Raw genomic sequence first — 21994 nt, forward strand, 5'->3', positions numbered from 1 at the left:
GCCGGGCCCCTCACAGCCGCCCGTTCTCGCGCGCGACCTTCATGTAGAACTCGCGCGCCTCGTTGCCGCCCTGGTCCTGCCACTCCTTGACGATCTTCGGCCACTCCGAGATCGGGCGCTTGCCGCGGAGGATCTCCTGCATCTTGTCCTCGGTGGGGGTGACGAGGCCCGCCATCTTGGACGGCGTCTCGACCCGGATGCCCACGAAGGGGTCGTTCTCCAGCAGCGTGGCGGCCTGCGTCTCCCAGTCGTAGAGCGCCTGGACCAGGCCCTCGTACTGGCTCTTCTCGTTGGCGCTTGGCCGGCCGGACAGGAACATGTACGTGGGCGCGACCTCCTTGCGGCCGAGCGCGGTCTGCTTGATCTTGCCGTTCTCGACCGTGTAGTGCTTGCCCTCGACGCCGTTGAAGACCAGCTCGTACTCCTGGGTGCCGAACGGCGCGGAGGTCCAGTTGGCGAGCGCGATGAGCTCGCGGGTGCGGGCGTCGCCGAGACCCTTCTTGATGAAGGCGAACATGCTGGCGGGCTCGTTGCGCCACACGATGGTCCGGCCGCCGGCCTGGGCCGGGTAGGGGGCGACGATCTGCTGGTCGAACTTGGGGTTGTCGGCCTGGAAGCGGCCCAGGTTCTCGTGCCAGGAGCCGAGGCCGTCGCGGTAGATCACCATCTGGCCGCTGCCGAAGATGCCCTTGTTGTCGGCGTCCTTGTTGGCCACGATGTCGGGGTGCACGTGACCGGCCGCGAAGAGCTTGGTCATGAACTCGATGGCGGCGGCGAATTCGGGGGTCTCGTACTTGTACTCCAGGGTGCCGTCGGCCTTCTTGCGCCACTCGCGGGGCGCGCCGAAGGCCCGCTGCATCTCCTGCTCCATGCCGCCGCCGAAGGCCCAGCGCTTCTTCTTCGGGTCGGTGATGGCCTTGCCGAGGGCGAGCAGGTCGTCGCCGCTCTTCGGCTGCTCCAGGCCCAGCTCCTTGAGGATGTCCTGGCGGACGAAGGTGGCGAACGGGAACGGGTCGTTCTGCCAGGGGATGCCCTGGAGCACGCCGCCGAAGACGCTGTACTGCCAGGCGGCGGTGTCGTAGTTGGCGAGGAGCGGGAACTCCTTGGCCTTGTCCCCGGCGAGGTAGGGCGACAGGTCGGCGAAGAGCTTGTTGGCGGCCTCGGTGAAGTGCGCGATCTTGATGAGCTCCCACTGCGGCACGCACACCATCTCGGGCACGTCGCCGCTGGCCAGCAGCGTGCTGAGCTTCTGCCCGTAGGTGTTGCCGTCGGAGATGTTGAAGCGGACGGGGCCGCCGAGGCGCTCGTTGACGATGTCGTAGTAGGAGTTGTCGCCGAGGCCGGGCGGCACGGTGCCCCAGAGCGGCGTCATGGCGGTCACCTCCTTGCCGCTGGTGAGCGGCTTGGTGGTGACGGCCTGCGCCATGGTGGCGGGGCGGGTCAGGAAGCCGGGCGCGACGAACTCGCTGCCGGGCAGGTCGGGCTTGAGCCCGGCGATCTCGAAGGGGACCCGCGTCGGCACCAGGCTCTTCAGCTTGTCGGCCGCGACGGCGGTGCCCTTGGACGCCGACTGCTTCTCGGCGCAGCCGGCGACCAGGATGCTCGCGCCGACGAGGCCGAGGAAACCGCGGCGGGTCGTGGGGGTTGATGGCATGGCTCGTCCCTTCAATGGGCGGGAGGGGCCCGAGGAAAATCAGCCTGAAAGTTAGTTGGTATTCCGACCAAACAAATTAGTAGACTGATGGCGCGGCCACAAGGGACCGGAGCGGTCACAGGTTGGTGAAGGAGGCCCACGATGCGGCATGCTTGGGTCATCTCATGGCGGGAACGGGGCTGATATTGATCACTTCTACGACCGGCCCGCAGCCGGCCGACTTCGCCGACGTACGGGCCACCAACCTCGCGGTCGTGCTGCGGTTCGTCCGCGAGCACGCGCCCTGTTCGCGGGCCGACATCGCGGCCACCACCGGGCTCAACAAGGCGACCGTCTCCAGCCTGGTGGCCGACCTCATCGACCGCCGCCTGGTCCGCGAGACCGGGCTCACCGAGAACCGCGTCGGCCGCCCCGCCACCATGCTCGTCCTCGACGGCTCCCCCTACGCCGCCATCGGGGTGGAGATCAACGTCGATCACGTCTCGGCCGTGGCCACCGACCTCGCGGGGGAGCGGCTGCTCACCTGGCGGCGCTCGTTCTCGGCCGGCGACTCGGTCAGCCAGGGGGTGGCGAGCGTCGGCGCGATCGTCCGGCGGGTGATCAACCGCATGGCCAAGGAGGAGCGCCAGGTGCTCGGCCTCGCCGTCGCGGTGCCGGGGCTGGTCGACGTGCAGGGCACCGTACGCCTGGCGCCCAACCTCGGCTGGCGTGACGCCGACCTCGGCGGAGACCTCGCCAAGGCACTGCGCGACCCCGGCTTCCCGATCCAGGTGGACAACGACGCCAACCTCGCCGCCCTGGCCGAGCAGCGCTTCGGCGCGCACGCCGGCGCGGCCGACCTCGTCTACCTGACCGGCGAGATCGGCGTCGGCGCGGGCATCATCCTCGACGGCCGGCTGCGCAGGGGCGGCCTCGGCTACAGCGGCGAGATCGGCCACGTCCAGCTCGACCCCGACGGCCCGCCGTGCCACTGCGGGCGGCGCGGCTGCCTGGAGGTGATGGCCGGCATCGGGTCCGTGCTGCGCGGGGCGTCCGTGCCCGCCGAGATCCACCCCGCCGAGATCCAGATCGAGATCGAGGAGGTCGTCCGGCTGGCCCGCGCGGGCGACGCCGGCACGCTCGCCACGCTGTCGGCGGCCGGGCGGAGCCTCGGCAGGGGCGTGTCCATCCTGGCCAACCTGCTCGACCCCGAGGTGGTCGTGCTCGGCGGCCACTACGTCCCGCTCGCGCCCTGGCTGCTGCCCGCCGTGCACGCCGAGCTGGGCCACCGGGTGCTCGCCCCCGACGCGGGCGGCTGCCGGGTCGTGGCCTCGACGCTCGGCCAGGACGCCGCCGCGCTGGGGGGCGCGGCGCGGGTGCTCGACTCCGTCGACTCGGGAAGATTGCCCGGAGGATTGTCGCGAATCCCTTGACCTTGGTCACGCGGAAGTGCACCCTTCAGTCAACCCACCGAAATGTCCGCGTAACTTCCCCAGGCCGGTCGTCGAAGCGCTTCGACACTCTTTCGAGGGATGACCATGCACGAACCCCCCTTCCGAGACCCGTCGGCCCCCCTGACCGACCGGATCGACGACCTGGTGCGCAGGCTCACCCTCGCGGAGAAGGTCGGCCTGCTCCACCAGTACCAGGCGCCGGTCGAGCGGCTGGGCCTCGGCCCGTTCCGCACCGGCACCGAGGCGCTGCACGGGCTGGCGTGGCTGGGCCCGGCCACGGTGTTCCCGCAGGCCGTCGGCCTGGCCTCGACCTGGGACCTCGACCTCGTCCGCCGGGTCGGCGAGGCCACCGGCGAGGAGGTCGTGGCCTTCCACCACAAGGACCCGGCCGGAGCCGGGCTCAACGTGTGGGCCCCCGTGGTCAACCCGCTGCGCGACCCGCGCTGGGGCAGGAACGAGGAAGGCTACTCGGAGGACCCCTGGCTGACCGGCGTCATGGGGGCGGCGTACGCGCACGGCCTGCGTGGGAGCGCTCCCGAAAGGCTGAGGACCGCCCCCACCCTCAAGCACTTCCTCGCCTACAACAACGAGACCGACCGCTGCACCACCTCCAGCGGCCTGCCGCCGCGCGTCCTGCACGAGTACGAGCTGCCCGCCTTCCGCCCGGCCGTCGAACAGGGCGCGGCCGTGGCCGTCATGCCCTCCTACAACCTGGTCAACGGCCGGCCCGCGCACCTCAGCCCGCTCATCAACGAGGTCCTGCGCGCCTGGGCGCCGGACGAGCTGCTGGTCGTCAGCGACGCGTACGCCCCCGGCAACCTCACCGGCATCCAGGGCTACCACGACACGTCCGCCGAGGCGTACGCTCACGCCGTCAAGGCCGGGCTGGACAGCTTCACCCAGGACGACGACCGCCCCGAGACCACCCTCGCCCACCTGCGCGCCGCCCTCGACCAGGGGCTGCTGGCCGAGTCCGACGTGGACACGGCGGTGCGGCACGTGCTGTCGATCAGGTTCAGGCTCGGCGAGTTCGACCCGACGAGGCCGTACGACGAGATCACCGACGGCGTGGTCAACTGCCCCGAGCACCAGGCGCTGGCCAGGGAGGCCGCCCGCCGGTCGATCGTGCTGCTGCGCAACGACGGCCTGCTGCCGCTCTCCGGCCGCCCTCGGATCGCGGTCATCGGGCAGCTCGGCGACACGCTCATGGAGGACTGGTACAGCGGCACCCTGCCCTACTCCGTCACCGCCCGCGCCGGGCTGGCCGAGCGCGGCGAGACGGTCTTCTGCGAGGCCGTGGACCGGGTGACGTTCACGGCCGAGGCCGGCCCGGTCAGCGCCGACCCCGCCGGAGGGCCGCTCAGCGCCGGAGCGGCCGAGGCGGGCGCGTTCGACCTGTTCGACTGGGGCGGCGGGGCGTACGCGCTGCGCTCGGTCACCACCGGCCGCTACGTCTCCGTGAATGACGGCACCCTGGTCAACGACCAGCCGGGCCCGAACGGGTGGGAGGTGCGCGAGACGTTCCGCATGGAGGAGCGCCCGCGCGGCACGCTCGCCCTGCGCCACATCTCGTCCGGCTGCTACGTCGGCGCCGCGCACGACGGCGTGCTGCGCCTGGTGGACGACGCCGACCAGGCCGTCTGGCTGGCCATGGACGTGGTGCGCAGCGGCGTCGAGCAGGCCGCGGCGCTCGCCGCCGCGGCCGACGTGGCGGTCGTCGTGGTCGGCGACCACCCGCTGGTGAACGGCCGCGAGACCGAGGACCGCCTGACCCTCGCCCTCGCCCCCGCCCAGAACGCCGTGCTCACCGCCGTGCGCAAGGCCAACCCGCGCACCGTCATGGTCATCACCAGCGGCTACCCGCTCACCTGGACCGACGACGAGGTGCCGGCCGTGCTGTGGTCGGCGCACGGCGGCCAGGAGTACGGCCACGCCCTGGCCGAGGTGCTGTTCGGCGACGCCGACCCCGAGGGCCGCCTCACCCAGACCTGGTACCGCTCCGAGCAGGAGCTGCCCGACCTGCTCGACTACGACATCATCGCCTCCGACGCCACCTACCTGTACTTCCGCGGCACCCCGCTGCACCCCTTCGGCCACGGCCTCAGCTACACCACCTTCGACTACGCAGACCTGCGGGTGTCGGTCGAGGACGGCACGGTCACGGCGCGGGCCACGGTGACCAACACCGGCGGCCGGCCCGGCGTCGAGGTCGTGCAGTTCTACACCCACCAGCAGCGCTCCCGCGTCAAGCAGCCGCTGCGCCGGCTGCGCGGCTTCGAGAAGGTACGCCTGGAGCCCGGCGAGAGCCGCGTCGTCACGCTCGCCCTGCCGGTCGCCGAGCTGTCCTTCTGGGACGTCACCCGCGACCGGTTCGTCGTGGAGCGCGCCCCGCACCAGCTCATGGTCGGCCGCAGCGCCACCGACCTGCGGCTGAGCGCCCGCTTCGAGGTGGAAGGCGAGGTCGTCCCGCCCCAGCGGGGCCCGCTGCGCGCCGCCGCCCACGACGAGTACGACGCCATCACCTTCACGGCCGAGACCCGGCAGGCCGGCGACGCCGTACGCGCCGACGCCGAGGGCGCCTGGATCCTGTTCCGCCAAGTGGACCTCACCGGCGTGCGGAGCTGCGTGGCCACGGCCGGCGGCGCGGAGGGCGGCATGATCACGCTGCGCCGCGGCGACCCGCTCCACGGCCAGGAGCTGGCGACCTTCCCCGTCCCCAGGACAGACCGGTACGACCACCAGGCCATCACCTCCTCCCTTGCGCCCGCCGACGGAGTGCACGATCTTTATGTCGTGTTCGAGAACGACGGCGTGCGGCTGGTCCGGCTCGACTTCGGAGCCGGGGCTTGAGCCGGCGCACCGTCACCATCTCCGAGGTCGCCAAGCACGCGGGCGTGGCGGTGAGCACGGTGTCGTACGTGCTCAGCGGCAAGCGCACGATCTCGGCCGACACCCGGCGGCGCGTGCTCGACAGCATCAGCGCGCTCGGCTACCACCCCAACGCCGGCGCCCGCGCGCTGGCCAGCAAACGGTCCAACGTGATCGCCCTGGTGCTGCCGCTGCGGGCCGGCATGCACGTGCCGGTGCTGATGCGCTTCGCCAGCGCGGTCGTCACCGCCGCCCGCCGCTTCGACCACGACGTGCTGCTGCTGACCGCCGACGAGGGCACGGCCGGCATCCGCAGGGTGGCGGCGAGCGCGCTGGTGGACGCGCTGGTCCTCATGGACGTCGAGCTGGACGACCGCCGCGTCCCGCTGCTGCGCGAGCTGGCCGAGCCGAGCGTGCTCATCGGCTTCCCCGCCCGCCCGGCCGGGCTGACCTGCGTGGACCTCGACTTCCACGCGGCCGGGGCGCGCTGCGCCGAGCACCTGGCCGAGCGCGGCCACCAGGAGATCGCGCTGCTCGGCGCGCCCTCGGTGGTCTACGACCGGGGCACCGGCTTCGCCACCCGCACCCGCGACGGCTTCGCGGCCGCGGTGGCCGACCTCGGGCTGAAGGGCGTGGCGCTGCCCTGCGAGGAGACCTTCGACGAGGTCTACGAGACCGTACGCGACCTGCTGCTCGACCACCCCGGCCTGTCCGGCGTGGTCGTGCACAACGAGGCCGCGGTCAGCCACGTGCTGGCCGCGCTGCGCCAGCTCGGCCGCCGGGTGCCGCAGGACATGGCCGTCGTGGCCATCTGCCCGGAGGACGTAGCCGAGCGGGCGAGCCCGCCGCTGACCTCGGTGCTGATCCCGGCCGAGGAGGTGGGCCGGGAGGCGGTGCGGCTGGTCATGGACAAGCTGGAGGGCCGCGTGGTCCCCGACTCGACGCTGCTGCCCCCGCTGCTGGCCGTACGTAGCAGCACCTGACGCCGGGCGTTCAGCCGCAGGTCAAGGCTGCCCGATATCTCGCCATATGGCGTTGGCTGTCGCCTGCCGCGGGGGAAGTCGGCTGTGGCGGGCCGCCGCCGCCCTCCCGAGGGGAGGGCCGGCCGCGGCGGGAGGGGAAAGCCATGACCACGTCAGTGCAGCCGGCCGGCGGCGGCGGGCAGATGGGCGGCAAGTCGTCCTCGTCGGGCCTGGCCGACGTCATCGACACGATCCTCGACAAGGGTCTCGTGATCGACGCGTACGTCCGGGTCTCCCTCGTGGGCATCGAGATCCTGACCATCGACGCCCGGGTCGTCATCGCCAGCGTCGACACCTATCTCCGCTTCGCCGAGGCCGTGAACCGGCTCGACCTGACGAAGACCGAGAAGGGGCTGCCGGAGGTCGTCGCCCAGGTCAAGGGCGGAGCGCCCGCCGCTGACGACAACAAGCAAGTGATCCAGGGCGTGCTGGAGTCGGCCCGCGAGGAGCCCGCCGACCCCGCCGTCCAGGCGGCCAAGCAGCAGGAGACCCGCGTCGAGCGAGAGGACAGGTAGGAGATGGGACGACCGGCCAAGGCGCGGGGCGCGCCCGAGCAGGACGCCGAGGTCACCCTCGGCGTCTACGTCTACGGCATCGTGCCCGCGGGCACGAAGGTGCCGCCGGACGAGCAGGGACTCGGCGACCCGGCCGGCGAGGTGCGCCTCGTCCGCCACGGCGACATCGGTGCCCTCGTCAGCGAGGTCGACGTCGACCGGCCGCTCGGCAGGCCCGGCGACTTCCTCGCCCACGAGAGGCTGCTCGACGCCGTCTCCCGCACGGCCGCGGTGCTGCCGTTCCGCTTCGGCTCGGTGCTGACGAACGAGGAGGCCGTCACGGAGGAGCTGCTCGCGCCGCACCACGACGACTTCCTCGCCGCGCTCGACGAGCTGGAGGGCTGCGCCGAGTACATCGTCAAGGGCCGCTACGTCGAGGAGGCCCTCATGGGCGAGATCCTCGCCGAGAACCCGGAGGCCGCGAGCCTGCGCGAGGCCATCCGCGGCACCTCCGAGGACGCCACCAGGAACGAGCGCATCCGGCTCGGCGAGATCATCGCGGCGAGCGTCGAGGCCAAACGCGACCTGGACACGCGCACGATGCTCGACGCCCTGGACGGCTGCTACGCCCAGGCGGTCATCAGGGAGCCGTCGCACGAGCAGGACGCGGTCAACCTCGCCCTGCTCATGCGCGCCGACGAGCAGGAGACCCTGGAGCGGAAGCTCGGCGACTTCGCCGAGAGCTGGGCCGGCCGGGTGAACATCCGGCTGCTCGGGCCGCTCGCGCCGTACGACTTCGTCGTCGCGCAGGCGGACGAGGAGTGAGGCGTGAACCTGTTCGTCGAGCTGCTCCTCCTGCCGATCGCGCCGGTGCGGTTCGTGGTCAAGCTGGGCGAGATCATCCAGGACCAGGCGGAGCAGCAGACGAAGAGCCCCGTCGCGATCCGGCGGCAGTTGGAGGAGATCGACGCGGCCCTGGAGGCCGGACAGATCTCGGAGGAGGAGCACGACGAGGCCGTCACCCTCGTGCTCCGCAGAGCTACAGGGAGGTGACCGATGCCCGAAACGGATGAGCGGCGGGCCGCGGGCGCGCTGAGCGCCGGCACGGCCGGCGAGGCGGCGCTGCGTCTCATCGCCGACCTCACGACCAAGGAGACCGAGGGGGTGACCGCGGTCACCCCGGCCGAGGACGGCTGGATCGTCAGCGTGGAGGTCGTCGAGGACCGCCGGATCCCCTCCACCGGCGACATCCTCGCGCTGTACCAGGTCGAGCTCGACGAGGAGGGGAACTTGCTGGCATACAAGAGGCTGCGCCGCTACCGGCGAGGCAGCAGCGACAACGGGGAGAACGCATGAGCGCGGGCGTGACGTGGACACGGTAGCGAGCCGCGGGCCGGTCGGCCGCCCCTCGTACGGGCCGAGCTCGACCGGCCACGAGGCGGCCAACCTGGGCGACATCCTGGAACGGGTGCTCGACCGGGGCATCGTCATCGCCGGCGACATCCGGGTCAACCTGCTCGACATCGAGCTGCTGACGATCAAGCTGCGGCTGGTCATCGCGTCCGTGGACACCGCGCGGGAGCTCGGCATCGACTGGTGGAAGCACGACCCGTTCCTGTCCGGCAGGGACAGGGAGCTGGTCGACGAGAACCGCCGGCTGCGCCGCCGCCTCGCCGCCATCGAGGACCGGAGGGCCGTCGATGAGTGACACGGGGACCTACCTGTACGCGGTCGCCCGCGACGAGGTGGCCGCCTGCCCGCCGGGCGTCGCGGACGCCGACGTGCGCACCATCGTGCACGGCGGGCTCGTCGCGTACGTGAGCAGCGTGCCCATGGAACGCTTCGCCGAGGAGCCGCTGCGCCGTTCGCTGGAGGACATGGACTGGCTGGCCGGCACCGCCCGCGCCCACCACCGCGTGGTGGACGCCGTGGCCGCCGCCACCCCGACCGCGCCCGTGCGCCTGGTCACCGTCTACGACGGCGACGAGCAGGTGAGCGACCTGCTGGAGCGCCGGGCCGCCGACTTCGCCGAGGTCCTGGAGCAGGTCACCGGGCGCAGGGAGTGGGGCGTCAAGGCGTTCGCCGACCCCACGTCGGAGGAGCGGCCGGACGAGCGGCCCTCCTGCGAGAAGCCCGGCAAACCGGGCACCGCCTACCTCCAGCGGCGGCGGGCGAACCTGCGCGGGCGCGAGCAGAACAGGCGGCAGGCGCTGGCGCGGGCCGAGCACATCCACGCCGCCCTCGCCACGGTCGCCGTCGCCAGCCGGCGGCACCGCCCGCAGGATCCGCGCCTGTCGGGGCGTACGGACTGGATGCTGCTCAACGGGGCCTACCTGGTGGACGAGGGCCGGGTCGCGGAGTTCTCGACCATGGCCGGGCAGCTGGGCGGCGGAGGGGTCGAGGTGACGGTGACGGGGCCGTGGGCGCCGTACTCGTTCACGGTGATGGAGACCCGGTGACGGAGGCGCTGCTGAAGGGGGCGTCCGCCGACGAGATCATCCTGAGCGACCGGCTGCCGGCCGAGCGGGTCTCGCTCGTGGACCTGCTGGACCGGCTGCTCGCCGGCGGGGTCGTCCTGAGCGGCGACATCGTCCTGTCCATCGCGGACATCGACCTGGTGTGCATCTCGCTGCGGACGGTCTTCGCCTCCGCCGACACCCTGGAGGACGGATGAGCGAGGAAGGCGCCCGCTGGCGCATCGCCGCCGACCCGGACACGGTCCAGCGCGACCTGTCCCGCCTCGTCCTCACCATCGTCGAGCTGGTACGCCAGCTCGTCGAGCGCCAGTGCGTCCGCAGGATGGACGCGGGCAACCTGACCGACGAGCAGGTGGAGGCCCTGGGGATCACCCTGATGCGCCTGGAGGAGGCGATGGGGGACCTGTGCGAGCGCTTCGAGCTGACCCCGGCCGACCTCAACCTCGACCTCGGCCCGCTCGGCACCCTCCTGCCGGCCGAGTGACCTCCGCGCGAGTGGTACGAATTACTCATGCGAGTAACGTCCGGCGGACACACCTTCACGGGGGCGGCCCGGCGCGCGCAGATCGTGGCCGCCACCATCGACACGATCGCCGAGCTCGGCTACAACCAGGCGAGCTTCGCCAGGATCGCCGCGCGGGCGGGGCTGAGCAGCACGCGGCTGATCTCGTACCACTTCGCGGGCAAGGACGAGCTGATGGCGGCCGTGCTGGCGGAGGTGCTGGGGGAGCTGGGCCGGCACATGACCGAGCAGGTGGGCGCGGCCCCCGACGCCCGGGGGCGGCTGCGGGCCTACATCACCGGGCTGGTCGGGTTCGTCGCGGAGCACCGGGAACGGATGAAGGCGGTCATGGAGATCTTCCTGCATCCCCGGGGCGAGCGCGCCTTCTACGGCCCCGAGGAGGACGGCGACACGCTCGGGCACCTGGAGGCCATCCTGCGGGACGGGCAGGAACGCGGCGAGTTCCGCCCGTTCGACACCTTCGTCATGGCCGCGGCGATCCAGCGGAGCATCGACGGGCTGCCGTTCCTGCTCCAGACCCGGCCCGAGCTGGACCTGGAGGTCTACGCGCGGGAGCTGGCCACGGCCTTCGACCTGGCGACCCGGGCGCCCGCCGGTCTCACACCATCTCCGCCGTGACGGCCCAGCGCTCGTGGTCGCGCCAGGCGCCGTCGATGAACTGGAAGTTCGGCGAATAGCCCTCGCGCTGGAAGCCGGCCCGTTTGGCCAGGTTGATCGAGGCGGTGTTGCCCGGCTGGATGTTGGCCTCCAGCCGGTGCAGCCCCAGCTCCCCGAAGGCGTACGAAACCAGCAGCCGCAGTCCCTCGGTCAGGTAGCCGCGGCCGGTCGTCGAGGCGTAGGCCGCGTAGCCGACGGTGCCGGACTGGTGGGTGCCGCGGATGATGTTGTTGACGTTGATCCGGCCGGCGATCCCGCCGGTGTCGAGCCGGCAGACCACGAAGCCCTCGTGCGCGCCGCCGTCGAACCGCCCCAGGTAGCTCTCGAACTCCTCGCGGGTGATGATCGGCGCCCCGGGCAGCCACGGGCCGTGCAGGCCGAGGCTCTCCTTGTTCAGCGCCACGACCTCGGCCGCGTCGTCCATGACGAGGTGACGAAGGCCGACCCGGTCGCCGTACGCGAGGTAGCTCATTCGCCCGATCCTACGCATACCGCCCGCCCCGCAAAGGGAAACGCCCCTCGCGGATGGTCCGCGAGGGGCGTCGCCGGGTGCTCGGGTGAGCGGTTACCAGTCGCCGCCGCCGAAATCGCCGCCGCCGAAGTCACCGCCGCCGAAGTCGCCTCCGCCACCGAAGTCGCCGAAGCCGCCGAAGTCGCCACCGCCGCCGTCGGCGTAGCCCTCCGCGTAGCCGGCGCCGTAGCCGCCGTGGCCGAAGCCGCCGAGCATGCTGCCCATCATGGTGCCGATGAACATGCCGGTCATGACGTCGCCGAAGCCGCCGTAGTAGCCGTAGGCGTAGGGCTGGTAGGCCGGGCCCGCGTCGTAGTAGGGGCGGCGCTGGCCGTCGACCATGACCTCACGCATCTGCGGGTCGAAGCCGCGCTCCACGGCCTCGGCGTCGGCCCGGCAGGCGGGCACGTCGCGGACGGCGCCGCCGGGCGGGGCCCAGCGCACGTCGCGGACGGACGGGCCGTGCTGCGGGTTGAAGAAGCAGGGGGCGCGCCGCTCGGGCACCGGCTGGTTGTTGACCTTGGCCTTGACCACGGCCAGCGCGTAGCGGCCGTCCTCAAGGGTCTGGGTCACGTCGCGCACCTGGTCGGCGCGCTCCACCGTGGCGAGCTGGGTCTTGGCCTTCTCGTAGGAGTCGAGCGCGGTCTCCCACTCCTGGATGTGCTGACCGCCCTCGCCGGCGAGCTTGACGTCGGTGTCGAGCGCGGTGATCTCCTCGCCCAGCTTGGTGACGTCCTCGTCGACGGTCTGCTTGACCGCGGCGAGGTCCTTGGCGTCCTGGATGGCCTGCTTCTTCTTCTTGTTCCTGGAGTAGAGGAAGTAGCCGCCGCCGCCGACCAGGGCCAGAGTGCCGAGGCCGACCAGCGCGGCGGTGCCGCCGGCGCCGGGGTTGGCCTGGCTGCTCGGGCTGAGCGCGGACTTGTCGCGGGCCATGGCGAGGTCGACGCGGTGGGCGAAGTCCTTGAACCCGTCGACGACGTCGGAGTTGGCGCTGGTGGCGCGGTTGGACAACTGGGCCGCGAGGTTCTGCGGCATGGCGGTGGACGCCACGAACATCGTCATGCCGTCGAGCACCACGACGGTGGCGCTGGGCCGGCCCGCGCTCTTCAGAGCCGAGGTGAGCTGGCCGGTGTAGGACGCGACGTTGCTCTGGTCGATCGTGCCGTCGGGCAACGCCACGGCATAGATCTTGCTGTCGGCCCCCTTCAGCGCGTCATTGATCTCGCTCTGCTGGTCGGACGTCAACGGGGAGCCGGACTCCGTATAGAGCGGGGCCTTCTTCCAATGCGACACCACCGACTGGGCATCAGGGGGAGCCGCCGCGTTGGCGGCAGGGGACAGCGCAAGAACGACGAATAGACCGGCGATCAGAGCCGCGATCGCGGCCCCTGCTCGGCGCAGCGAATGGGTCATTGGCAGCAAGCCTCCTTCGCCCATGAGGACGAACGGGCGGTCGGCAAAGTTCCTCACCGTTCACGCTACCGGATCTGTCCGCGCCGCTCGGGCCTCCTGGCGTCAGGCGTCCTTGATCTCGCAGATCACCGCGCCGGAGGTCACCGTCTGCCCGATGGCCGCCGCCAGACCGGTGACGGTGCCGGACTTGTGCGCGGTGAGCGGCTGCTCCATCTTCATGGCCTCCAGCACCACGATCGTGTCGCCCTCGGCCACGGTGTCGCCGTCGGCGGCCACCACCTTGACGATGGTGCCCTGCATCGGGCTGACCAGGGTGTCGCCGCCGGCGGCCGGCTTGCGGGCCCCTGCGCGGGCGCGCTTCTGGGGCGCTCTGTTCGCCGAGGGCGTAGCGGTAGCGGCGCCGAGCCCGGCCGGCAGGAGGACTTCCAGCCGCTTGCCGCCGACCTCCACGGTCACCCGCTCGCGCGCCGCCTCCTCGCCCGTGGCCACGGCTCCCTGGTACGGCTCGACCGTGTTGTCCCATTCGGTCTCGATCCACCGGGTGTGGACGGAGAACGGCTCCCCGGTGAACGCCGGATCCGTCACGACGGCCCGGTGGAAGGGCAGCACGGTCGGCATCCCGTCGATCTCGAACTCCGCCAGCGCCCGCCGGGCCCGGTCGAGCGCCTCGCGCCGGTCGCGCCCGGTGACGACGAGCTTGGCCACGAGCGAGTCGAACGCTCCCGGCACCGTCATCCCCGCCTCGTAGCCGGCGTCCAGGCGCACGCCGGGACCGGCCGGCGGGCGCATCGAGGTGAGCGTCCCGGGCGCGGGCAGGAAACCCCGGCCCGCGTCCTCGGCGTTGATCCGGAACTCGATGGAGTGGCCGCGCAGCGGCGGGTCGTCGTAGCCGAGGGCCTCGCCGCCCGCGATGCGGAACATCTCGCGGACCAGGTCGACGCCGGCGACCTCCTCGGTGACCGGGTGCTCGACCTGGAGGCGGGTGTTGACCTCCAGGAAGGAGACGGTGCCGTCCTGGCCGACCAGGAACTCGCAGGTGCCGGCGCCGACGTAGCCGGCCTCGCGCAGGATGGCCTTGGAGGAGTCGCGCAGCAGCCGTTCCTGCTCGGCGGTGAGGAAGGGGGCCGGGGCCTCCTCGACCAGTTTCTGGTGGCGGCGCTGGAGCGAGCAGTCGCGGGTGGAGACCACGACGACGTTGCCGTGGGCGTCGGCCAGGCACTGCGTCTCGACGTGGCGGGGCCGGTCGAGGTAGCGCTCGACGAAGCACTCGCCGCGCCCGAAGGCGGCCACCGCCTCGCGGACCGCGGACTCGTACAGCTCGGGGATCTCCTCCAGGGTGCGGGCGACCTTCAGGCCGCGTCCGCCGCCGCCGTACGCGGCCTTGATCGCGATCGGCAGGCCGTGCTGCTCGGCGAAGGCGACGACCTCGTCCGCGCCGGAGACCGGGTCCTTGGTGCCGGCGACCAGCGGCGCGCCGACCTTCTGGGCGATGTGCCTGGCCTGCACCTTGTCGCCGAGCGCGGCGATGGCGGCGGGCGGCGGGCCGATCCAGGTCAGCCCGGCGTCGATGACCGCCTGCGCGAAGGCGGCGTTCTCCGACAGGAAGCCGTAGCCGGGGTGCACGGCGTCGGCGCCGCTGCGGGCGGCCACGTCGAGCAGCTTGGCGATGTCGAGGTAGGTCTCGGCGGGCGACTGCCCGCCCAGCGCGTACGCCTCGTCCGCGACCCTGACGTGCAGGGCGTCGAGGTCCTGGTCGGCGTAGACCGCCACGCTGCCGATCCCGGCGTCCTTGCACGCGCGGGCCACCCGTACGGCGATCTCCCCGCGATTGGCGATCAGCACCTTCCGCACCGACGACCGTCCTTCCAGAAATCGATGGTTCAGCGGCCCAGGTAGGCGCCGCCGTTGACGTGGAGCACCTGCCCGGTGACGTGCCCGGCTCCCTCGCCGGCCAGGAACAGAACGGTATCGGCCACGTCGGAGGGCGTGCCGGGGCGGCCGTTGCGGGTGTTGTCCACCCGGGCCCTGATGCCGTCCTCGGTGAGGCGGCCGCGGAAGAACTCGGTGTCGAGGACGAGGCCGGGGGAGACCACGTTGGCCGTGATGCCGCGCGGCCCCAGCTCGGCGGCCAGGTCGGCGGTCCAGGACTCCAGGGCGGCCTTGGCGGCGCCGTACGAGCCCGAGCCGGTGCCGCGGGCGGCGATCGAGCCGATGGAGATCACCCGCCCGCCGTCGCTCAGGCGCGGGGCCAGCGCGGTCGTGACGAGCACCGCGGACATGAGGTTGGCGTTGAGGTTGGCCCACCACGCCTCGGCGACGTCCATGAGGTCGCCGGGCTGCTTGCGGTCGAGGTTGGTGTTGCCGCCGGCGTTGTTGACCAGCACGTCCACGCGCTGCGGCAGGGCGGCGAGCGCTTCCTGGACGGCGACCGGGCTGGCGGCGTTGAAGGCCACGTGGTCGGCGCCGATGCGGCCCGCGGCCTCCTTCAGCACGTGCTCGCGGCGGCCGGTGATCGTGACGTGCTCGCCCCGTGAGGCGAACGCCGCGGCGATCGCGTAACCGATGCCGGTGCCGCCGCCCGTCACCACAACTTCGCGCATGACCGGACGAACCTCCGCGTGAAAATCCCGAATGTTCCTCGCGTAGACCATAGCCGCTCGGCATAACCCGGACGAAGACCAGTGGGCCCGCTTAGTGTGATGGCGCTTTCACACGGTCCAGTTCACCCGGTCCAGGAGGTATGCATGAGCCAGAGTATGCTCGGCGGCGACCCCGCGGAAATGCAGCAGATGGCCAGCCAGTTCACCCAGCAGTCAGAAGCGGTCCGCACCACGATGACCGCGCTCGACCGCGAGGCGGCCAAGGTCGGCACCGCGTGGACGGGCCCGGGCGCGCAGCGTTTCCAGCAGGCCTGGCAGAACTACCGCACCGCGTTCCAGCGGATGACCGAGGAGCTGCAGGAGGCCTCGCGGGTCATCGGCACCTACCGGCAGAACATCGAGTCCGCCACGAAGTGAGCAACGGAACGAGGCCCTGGCGACCGGCCGGGGCTTCCTTCCGTTGAACCCGGGCGGGCCGGGCGATCCGTTGAACCCGGACGGGCCGGGCGATATACCCTCTTTCGACATGATCGGTCGCGCCCTCCTGGCGAGCCTGCTCGCGCTGAACCTCGCCGCGGCCCCCGCCGCGGCGGCCACCGTCGCGGACGACGACTGCAAGCCGAAGAAGGGGACCGTCAAGATCCCCGCGACCGAGCCGTGGGCGCAGAAACGGCTCGACATCAAGTCCGCCTGGCAGCTCACCAGGGGCGCGGGCGTGACGGTGGCGGTCGTCGACAGCGGCGCCGACTACCACCCGCAGGTCCAGATCTCCAAGTTCGTGGACGAGACGCACACCGGCTACCGCGACTGCGTCGGCCACGGCACCGCCGTCTCCGGCATCATCGGCGCCCGTTACGTGGCCGGGGTCCCGTTCCACGGCGTCGCGCCGGACGCCCGGCTGCTCATGTTCAAGCAGAGCAACAAGCCCGAAGGCGTGCTCGCCAACCTCGTCAACGCCATCAACGACGCGGTGGACGCCAAGCCGGACGTCATCAACGTGTCCGTACGCGCCTCCGACAACCCGTCGCTGCGGGCCGCGATCCAGCGGGCGCTGGACAACGACATCGTCGTGGTGGCCGCCGCCGGCAACATCACCAAACCGGACGAAGAGTCCGAACCCGCCTACCCGGCGGCCTACGACGGTGTGCTGGCGGTGGGCGCGGCCACGCCGGACGGCCGCCGCGCCGACTCCTCCAACGCCGCCACCCCGGTCGGCGTGCTCGGCCCCGGCACCGACATCACCGCCCCCTGGCCGGGCCGTTCCTTCATGCGCGGGCTGCAGGGCACGAGCTTCGCCTCCCCGTACGTGGCGGGCACCGCCGCCCTGGTCCGGGCCCGTTTCCCCCGGCTCAACCAGGAGCAGGTGCGCCGGCGCATCATCGCCACCGCCGACGGCACCTCCGGCGCCGGCACCGGGACGGGCATGGTCAACCCGTTGCTCGCGCTCACCGCCGTGCTGCCGTACGAGGACGCGAACGGCCCCGTGGTGGCCGAGCCGCCGCCCGCCGCGCTGCCGGCGGACGCCGTGGCGAAGGCCCCGCCGCGCGACGAGACGGCGATCGGCGTCGCGATGGCGGTGGGAGCGGGCGCGCTCATGGCGATGCTGGTCGCGGGCGCGCTCGTGCTGCTGGTCCCGCGCGGGCGGCAGCGTGGCTGGCGTCCCGGACGGGCGTCCTAACTGTTACTCCACGGTGTCCCAAAGCGTTACTTGTGGGTGAATTGTCAATTCGCTAGTGAAACCGCTGATGTAAATGTGGCGGATGCGGTTGAATGTCCCTTCAAGATCTATCTTTCACCGAAGGGATGGAGATGCACCCCCTGCGTCCGGGTGATCCCGCGAAGCTGGGCGCGTACGACATCGCAGGACGTCTCACCGATGGGCCGCGCGGCGCGGCCTTTCTCGGCAAGGAGTCCGACGACGCGCCGTTAAGAGTGATCAAGGTGTTGCCCTCGGCTCATGAGGCGGGCAGCGACGATGTCGCTCGGCTCACCGGGGTGCAACGGGTGTCCAGCTCGTACGTGGCCCGCACGCTCGAGGCCGGCCTCCACGAGGGCCGCCCCTTCGTGGTCCGCGAGCACGTCGAGGGCCGCAGCCTGGCCGAGGCCGTGGCGGCCGACGGCCCGCTCGACGCCGACACCCTGGAGCGGGTCGCGGTGGGCGTGCTCACCGCGCTGACCGCCGTGCACCTGGCGGGCATCACCCACCGGGGACTCACCCCGCACAACGTGATCCTCGGTCCCGACGGTCCCCGCGTCACGGACGTCGACCTCGGCGAGCCCGCCGGGGAGATCGGCTACCGCGCGCCGGAGCAGCTCAGGGGCCTGGCCTACGGGCCGTACGCCGACGTCTTCGCCTGGGCCGCCACCGTCGCCTTCGCCGCGACCGGGCAGGCGCCCTTCGGCCAGGACGAGGAGGCGGTGCTGAACGGCGAGCCCGAGCTGGGCTCGCTCGCCGAGCCGCTGCGCCGGGTCGTGCAGGCGGCGCTGTCCAAGGACACCGGGCAGCGGCCCACCACGTACATGGCGCTGCTGCAGCTCCTCGGCGACAAGCGGGGCGGCGTCGCCGCCCAGAAGCCGGAGCCCGGACCGGACGTCGTCCTCGACGGCATCCCGCTGCAGGGCGTGGTGATCCCCGGCCTGACCGCTCCCGGCGCGCCGGTCCCCGGCCGGCCGATGGACGGCGTGCCGCAGGGGGTGCCCATGCAGGGGCTGCCGGGTCCCGGCGCGCCCGTACCCGGCCTGCCGATGGACGGCGTGCCGCCGCAGCAGACCTGGGGCCCGCCGCCCGTGCCGCCGCAGGGCGGGCTCGCGCCGGCCGGTCCCGAGCCGGTGCAGGGCGTGCCGCTGCCGCCGCCCCCGCCGATGTGGGAGCCGCCGCGCGAGCAGCAGCGGCAGACGCCGGTGCAGGGGCAGACGGTCCCCTCGCGCCCGCCGCGCAAGTTCCCGCTCGGCCTGGCCGCCGCCGTGGGCGCGCTCGCGCTGCTGTCCGGCGCCGGGCTGTGGGGCGCGAACCAGTACGCCGCCACGCAGAAGTTCGAGCCGGTGGCCGCCGCGGGCGACCAGAAGACGCAGGGCCCCGCCGGGGCCGGCGACACCAACGCGAACACCAACCAGAACGGCCTGCCCCAGCCGAACAACCAGGACCAGACCGGGCAGAACCAGCCCGAGGTCACCGTTCCCTGGGCGAACACGCCGGGCACCGACCAGAACGACGTCGGCCCCATGACGCTGCCCAGCGACTGGACCTCGCAGGCGCCGACGCCGCCCGAGTACAGCACGGTGCCGTCGCCGCTGCCGATCAACACCCAGCCGGTCGCGCAGCCGCCGGTCACCACGCAGCCGGCCCCGACCCAGACCGCCGCGCCCCAGCCCACGGTGACCGTGACGGCCCGGGAGACGCCGACGCCGACGCCGTCGAACTCGAACGTGAGCACCATGGGACCGTCGGAGACGCCGACGGCCGGCCCGACGGTCACCGTCACGGCCACGCCGACGCCGACCGTCACGGAGACCCCGACCCCCACGGTTGTCCCGTCCACGACCCCGTCGGCCACCCCGACCCGTCGCGCGCCGTCGGCCACCCCGACCCACAGGCCGACCATCACCCGCACGCAGACGCCGACCGCCCGGCCGACGGTGCAGCCGACCGTCCGGCCGACGCAGACGCGGACCCCGTCCGCCCGCCCGACGGCGGCCCCGACGACCGTGTCTCCGGTCATCAGGAACCCGTACACGCCGACGCAGGTCTGCGGCGAGGGCTTCTATGTGCAGCGCAAGCAGGCGTTCAGCACCGGCGAGACCTTCCAGCTCTACAACGCCTCCACCGGTGAGAACTGCGTGGTGACGATGAAGACGTCCGAGGTCGGGAAGTCCACCCCGGTGAGCGTCACCCTGGAGGTCCAGGGCGGCGGCTCCAAGAACCAGAGCGGCAACTTCGAGTACTACGCCGGGCCGGTCAAGCTGAACGGCAAGGGCAAGTGCGTCCGCTTCTCCGGCAGCGTCGGCTCCGCGTCGACCAGCGCCGGCTGGGCCAACTGCGGCTGACCCGCGACAGCGCCAGAAACCCCCTCCGGACGGCACCGGAGGGGGTTTCTCGTCGTACGGGCCCGCTCAGGCGCGGGGAAGGCCGGGCACCAGGGCGTTCCTGGCGGCCTCGGCGGCCTCCTCGGCCCGGACGATCGCCGACGTGATCGCGTCGGCCAGTCGCCGCGCGTCCAGCCGGGCCCGGCTCACCGGGTGGATCCGCAGGTCGAGCAGGACGCCGAGGGCGTCCGTCGTGGCCTCGATCCGGCCCTCGTCGGCGCGGCCGGTGAAGCGGCGGGCGCTCCACTCCGCCACCGCCTCCTCGGCCTGCCGCGCGGTGGCCATCAGCGCCTCCAGCCGGGCCATCGCCTCGTCCATCTCGCCCACCGCTCATCCCTCCCGCATGACGCGCTCGACGTGCGCCGCCAGCGGATCGTCCGGGCCGCCGCCGTACGGGCCGGACAGGGCGGCCGTCAGCTCCTCCAGGCGCTCGCCGAGGCTGCCCTGGGCGGCGGCCACCGCCTCCTTGACGGCCTCGGCGAGCCGGACGTGGTCCAGCTCCCGCAGCTTCTTCGCGTCGAGGTGCAGCCCCAGCAGCCGCCCGGTCCCGGACACCCGGGCCCGGACGGCGCCGCTCGCGTCCGTGCCCTCCATCCGCTCCTCGGACAGCTCGCCCAGCGCGCCGGCGATCCGCGCCGACCAGGCGTTCACCTCCCGCAGCAGGCCGGGGACGTCGCCCTCCCTGCCCTCGGCGAAGGCGTCGATCTGGCTCAAACGTCGGCTCCCTTCGGCATCCACATGTCGCCCACGCGCTGGGGGTCGGTGAGAGCGGGGGAGAGTTGCAGGTCGCGGGGGCCCTGCGCGGGGTCGCCCGAGTTGTAGAAGGCGGCCCTGAGGCTGTTGAGCTTCAGCTCCAGCTTGTTCAGATCGCCCTCGTAGGAGTTGTAGACGTCGGCGAACTGCTTGACCAGGTTGCCGAGCGCGGTGGTGAAGACGCCGACCTGGGTCATCAGGGCGACCTTGGCGACGGGGTGCGTGGTGCTCATGGTGGCCAGGGAGCGCAGGACCGGCGCGGTGGCGGCGTAGAGGCCGAAGACCGACAGGTCGTACTCCAGCACCTCCTTGTACTGGCCGTGCATCGCGCCGCTCATCTCGTCGCCGACCTTGCCGAGCTCCCCGAACAGGTCGTTGACCTTGAACCGCATGTACTGCGCGATGGCCTCGGAGGCGGTGCCCTTCCAATGTGCCGGGACCTTGTCGAAGTAGGCGCGCCACAGGTTCAGGCCGTTGCCTTTCAGCGCCTCGGACATCTCCTTCCAGGTCTCCCGGCGGTCGTAGAAGAGAAAGGGGTTGCCCAGGTTGAGCGTGGCCGCCACGTCCAGAGCCAGTGCGGCACCGCCGAGGCCGGACATCGCCATCGCGGTCCGGTTGCTCTGGCGCAGCGGGTTGAGCCCGGTGACCAGGCGCTTGAAGAAGCCGGGATCGGTACGGGCCGCCGCCGCGACGGGCTTCACCTGGACGGCGCCGGTGACGGTGCCGTTCCTGTTCGCCAGGAAGAGCTGCTGGTTGCCCTGGGGCGTGGCGCCCTGACCGGGCACGATCAGCTTGGGCGGCTGGTGTGACGGGGTGGTCATCAGGGTGGCACTCAATTCTTCCTGTTGGCCTGTTCCGCCAGCCGGTAGTTGTGCGCGGAGAGTGCGACCTTGGTGGCGTCCTTCCGCAGCAGGTCGCCCAGGATGCGGGCGCTGTCGCTCCAGGTGTCGGCGATGGTGTTGAACCGGTTGGTGAACATCAGCCCGACGACGGGCAGGCCGGCGAGGGGGGCGAGGTTCCAGCCCTCGAAGCGGGGCGTGCGCTGCTTGATGAGGTGCACGGCGTCCCCGGAATCGGTCATGGCACCGGCGAAGGCGTCTATGGGGGCGGTGCTGGTCTCGTAGCCGGGGAGGTTCGACTTGTCGGGCGCGGTGTCCTGCTTGCCCGGCGGTTTCGCCGAGGGCGAGGCGGACGGGGACGCGACGGGGCGCAGCGACGGGGGCAGGCAGACCGGGGGCGGGCACGTGGGGGTGTGCGGGCACGGGCTGGTGACCGTCGGCGTCGGTGACGCGGAAGGGCTCGGTGACGCGGAAGGGCTCAGCGACGTGCTCGGGGACGGGACCGCCGACGTGCTCGGGGACGGGACCGCGGACGGTGTGAGGCTGGGCTGCGGGCTCCCTGACGGCGTCGCCGAAGGGGCGGCGGTGGACGGATCGGTCGACACGATGATCTTTGTATCACCGCATTAACCCGCATAAATGGCCATTCGCCCTGTTGGGAGACAAT

25 protein-coding genes are annotated in these 21994 nt (G+C 72.2%); 16 read left to right on the forward strand and 9 right to left on the reverse strand.

All coding sequences use genetic code 11. From position 1 onward, the window contains the following. Window positions 1–10: 10 nt before the first annotated feature. Window positions 11–1654, reverse strand: coding sequence for an extracellular solute-binding protein (locus tag AC27IY_RS42310; protein ID WP_487181478.1), 1644 nt, complete (start codon window positions 1652–1654; stop codon window positions 11–13). 185 nt (window positions 1655–1839) lie between these two features. On the opposite strand from AC27IY_RS42310, the gene AC27IY_RS42315 reads away from it, so the two are divergent. The 12 genes from AC27IY_RS42315 (at window position 1840) to AC27IY_RS42370 (ending at window position 11089) form a co-directional block, all read left to right on the forward strand. Continuing rightward, entirely contained in the window at window positions 1840–3066 is a 1227-nt protein-coding gene (locus AC27IY_RS42315; RefSeq protein WP_487181479.1) for an ROK family protein, read from the forward strand. A 99-nt stretch (window positions 3067–3165) separates the two neighbouring features. Beyond that, window positions 3166–5937 carry a glycoside hydrolase family 3 C-terminal domain-containing protein gene (locus AC27IY_RS42320; protein ID WP_487181480.1) on the forward strand — a complete coding sequence of 924 codons (2772 nt, stop codon included), beginning with the start codon at window positions 3166–3168 and terminating at the stop codon, window positions 5935–5937. Next, window positions 5934–6938, forward strand: a complete 1005-nt coding sequence (locus AC27IY_RS42325) for a LacI family DNA-binding transcriptional regulator (RefSeq protein ID WP_364461752.1) — start codon at window positions 5934–5936, stop codon at window positions 6936–6938. The genes AC27IY_RS42320 and AC27IY_RS42325 overlap by 4 nt, the downstream gene beginning before the upstream one ends. 143 nt (window positions 6939–7081) lie before the next feature. Beyond that, entirely contained in the window at window positions 7082–7492 is a 411-nt protein-coding gene (gene gvpJ, locus AC27IY_RS42330; protein ID WP_435875036.1) for a gas vesicle protein GvpJ, read from the forward strand. Between the two features lie 3 nt (window positions 7493–7495). Next, window positions 7496–8296 (forward strand): GvpL/GvpF family gas vesicle protein, encoded by an 801-nt coding sequence (locus tag AC27IY_RS42335; RefSeq protein WP_423443343.1) that lies wholly within the window; start codon window positions 7496–7498, stop codon window positions 8294–8296. Between the two features lie 3 nt (window positions 8297–8299). Continuing rightward, window positions 8300–8524 (forward strand): gas vesicle protein GvpG, encoded by a 225-nt coding sequence (locus AC27IY_RS42340; protein WP_449956208.1) that lies wholly within the window; start codon window positions 8300–8302, stop codon window positions 8522–8524. Between the two features lie 3 nt (window positions 8525–8527). After that, the gene (locus tag AC27IY_RS42345) at window positions 8528–8827 is read left to right on the forward strand and encodes a gas vesicle protein GvpO (RefSeq protein ID WP_423443345.1); all 300 of its coding nucleotides are present in this window, start codon (window positions 8528–8530) and stop codon (window positions 8825–8827) included. Window positions 8828–8840: 13 nt separating this feature from the next. After that, window positions 8841–9179 carry a gas vesicle protein GvpJ gene (gene gvpJ / locus AC27IY_RS42350; RefSeq protein WP_344217032.1) on the forward strand — a complete coding sequence of 113 codons (339 nt, stop codon included), beginning with the start codon at window positions 8841–8843 and terminating at the stop codon, window positions 9177–9179. After that, the gene (locus tag AC27IY_RS42355; RefSeq protein ID WP_487181481.1) at window positions 9172–9930 is read left to right on the forward strand and encodes a GvpL/GvpF family gas vesicle protein; all 759 of its coding nucleotides are present in this window, start codon (window positions 9172–9174) and stop codon (window positions 9928–9930) included. Before gvpJ (AC27IY_RS42350) ends, AC27IY_RS42355 begins: the two co-directional genes overlap by 8 nt. Continuing rightward, window positions 9927–10145 carry a gas vesicle protein gene (locus AC27IY_RS42360; protein ID WP_344217036.1) on the forward strand — a complete coding sequence of 73 codons (219 nt, stop codon included), beginning with the start codon at window positions 9927–9929 and terminating at the stop codon, window positions 10143–10145. Before AC27IY_RS42355 ends, AC27IY_RS42360 begins: the two co-directional genes overlap by 4 nt. Continuing rightward, complete coding sequence (locus tag AC27IY_RS42365; RefSeq protein WP_364461766.1) at window positions 10142–10432, forward strand: gas vesicle protein K; 291 nt, start codon at window positions 10142–10144, stop codon at window positions 10430–10432. Before AC27IY_RS42360 ends, AC27IY_RS42365 begins: the two co-directional genes overlap by 4 nt. Window positions 10433–10459: 27 nt before the next feature. After that, window positions 10460–11089: a TetR/AcrR family transcriptional regulator gene (locus AC27IY_RS42370; RefSeq protein WP_344217041.1), complete on the forward strand. Its 630-nt coding sequence runs from the start codon at window positions 10460–10462 to the stop codon at window positions 11087–11089. Here the strand turns inward: AC27IY_RS42370 and AC27IY_RS42375 are convergent. The 4 genes from AC27IY_RS42375 to AC27IY_RS42390 form a co-directional block, all read right to left on the reverse strand. Beyond that, window positions 11070–11600, reverse strand: a complete 531-nt coding sequence (locus AC27IY_RS42375) for a GNAT family N-acetyltransferase (RefSeq protein WP_487181482.1) — start codon at window positions 11598–11600, stop codon at window positions 11070–11072. The two genes, AC27IY_RS42370 and AC27IY_RS42375, sit on opposite strands and share 20 nt — an antisense overlap. A 93-nt stretch (window positions 11601–11693) precedes the next feature. Further along, window positions 11694–13052 (reverse strand): hypothetical protein, encoded by a 1359-nt coding sequence (locus AC27IY_RS42380; RefSeq protein WP_423443353.1) that lies wholly within the window; start codon window positions 13050–13052, stop codon window positions 11694–11696. 102 nt (window positions 13053–13154) lie between these two features. After that, window positions 13155–14903, reverse strand: coding sequence for an acetyl/propionyl/methylcrotonyl-CoA carboxylase subunit alpha (locus AC27IY_RS42385; RefSeq protein ID WP_487181483.1), 1749 nt, complete (start codon window positions 14901–14903; stop codon window positions 13155–13157). Window positions 14904–14932: 29 nt separating this feature from the next. Continuing rightward, a complete protein-coding gene (locus AC27IY_RS42390; protein ID WP_487181484.1) occupies window positions 14933–15652 on the reverse strand; it encodes an SDR family NAD(P)-dependent oxidoreductase in 720 nt (239 codons plus the stop codon). Between the two features lie 144 nt (window positions 15653–15796). Here AC27IY_RS42390 and AC27IY_RS42395 point away from each other — a divergent pair, with 144 nt between their 5' ends. The 3 genes from AC27IY_RS42395 to AC27IY_RS42405 all read left to right on the forward strand — a co-directional run bounded on the left by AC27IY_RS42395 (window position 15797) and on the right by AC27IY_RS42405 (window position 19696). Beyond that, a complete protein-coding gene (locus tag AC27IY_RS42395) occupies window positions 15797–16069 on the forward strand; it encodes a WXG100 family type VII secretion target (RefSeq protein ID WP_026214895.1) in 273 nt (90 codons plus the stop codon). Window positions 16070–16178: 109 nt separating this feature from the next. Beyond that, window positions 16179–17330, forward strand: coding sequence for a S8 family serine peptidase (locus AC27IY_RS42400; protein WP_487181485.1), 1152 nt, complete (start codon window positions 16179–16181; stop codon window positions 17328–17330). 131 nt (window positions 17331–17461) lie between these two features. Next, window positions 17462–19696, forward strand: a complete 2235-nt coding sequence (locus tag AC27IY_RS42405) for a serine/threonine protein kinase (protein ID WP_487181486.1) — start codon at window positions 17462–17464, stop codon at window positions 19694–19696. Between the two features lie 66 nt (window positions 19697–19762). Here the strand turns inward: AC27IY_RS42405 and AC27IY_RS42410 are convergent, their stop codons facing one another. From AC27IY_RS42410 to AC27IY_RS42425, 4 genes are read right to left on the reverse strand one after another with little or no spacing between them, the layout of a single operon-like run. Beyond that, window positions 19763–20053: a YbaB/EbfC family nucleoid-associated protein gene (locus AC27IY_RS42410; RefSeq protein ID WP_487181638.1), complete on the reverse strand. Its 291-nt coding sequence runs from the start codon at window positions 20051–20053 to the stop codon at window positions 19763–19765. Between the two features lie 12 nt (window positions 20054–20065). Beyond that, window positions 20066–20449 carry a YbaB/EbfC family nucleoid-associated protein gene (locus AC27IY_RS42415; RefSeq protein WP_487181487.1) on the reverse strand — a complete coding sequence of 128 codons (384 nt, stop codon included), beginning with the start codon at window positions 20447–20449 and terminating at the stop codon, window positions 20066–20068. Further along, window positions 20446–21309 (reverse strand): hypothetical protein, encoded by an 864-nt coding sequence (locus tag AC27IY_RS42420; protein ID WP_487181488.1) that lies wholly within the window; start codon window positions 21307–21309, stop codon window positions 20446–20448. The genes AC27IY_RS42415 and AC27IY_RS42420 overlap by 4 nt, the downstream gene beginning before the upstream one ends. An 11-nt stretch (window positions 21310–21320) precedes the next feature. Further along, complete coding sequence (locus AC27IY_RS42425; protein WP_364450124.1) at window positions 21321–21569, reverse strand: hypothetical protein; 249 nt, start codon at window positions 21567–21569, stop codon at window positions 21321–21323. Between the two features lie 79 nt (window positions 21570–21648). Here AC27IY_RS42425 and AC27IY_RS42430 point away from each other — a divergent pair, with 79 nt between their 5' ends. Further along, window positions 21649–21957, forward strand: coding sequence for a hypothetical protein (locus AC27IY_RS42430; RefSeq protein ID WP_487181489.1), 309 nt, complete (start codon window positions 21649–21651; stop codon window positions 21955–21957). The last annotated feature ends 37 nt before the right edge of the window (window positions 21958–21994 follow it).

The organism is Nonomuraea sp. B208, from assembly GCF_057536035.1.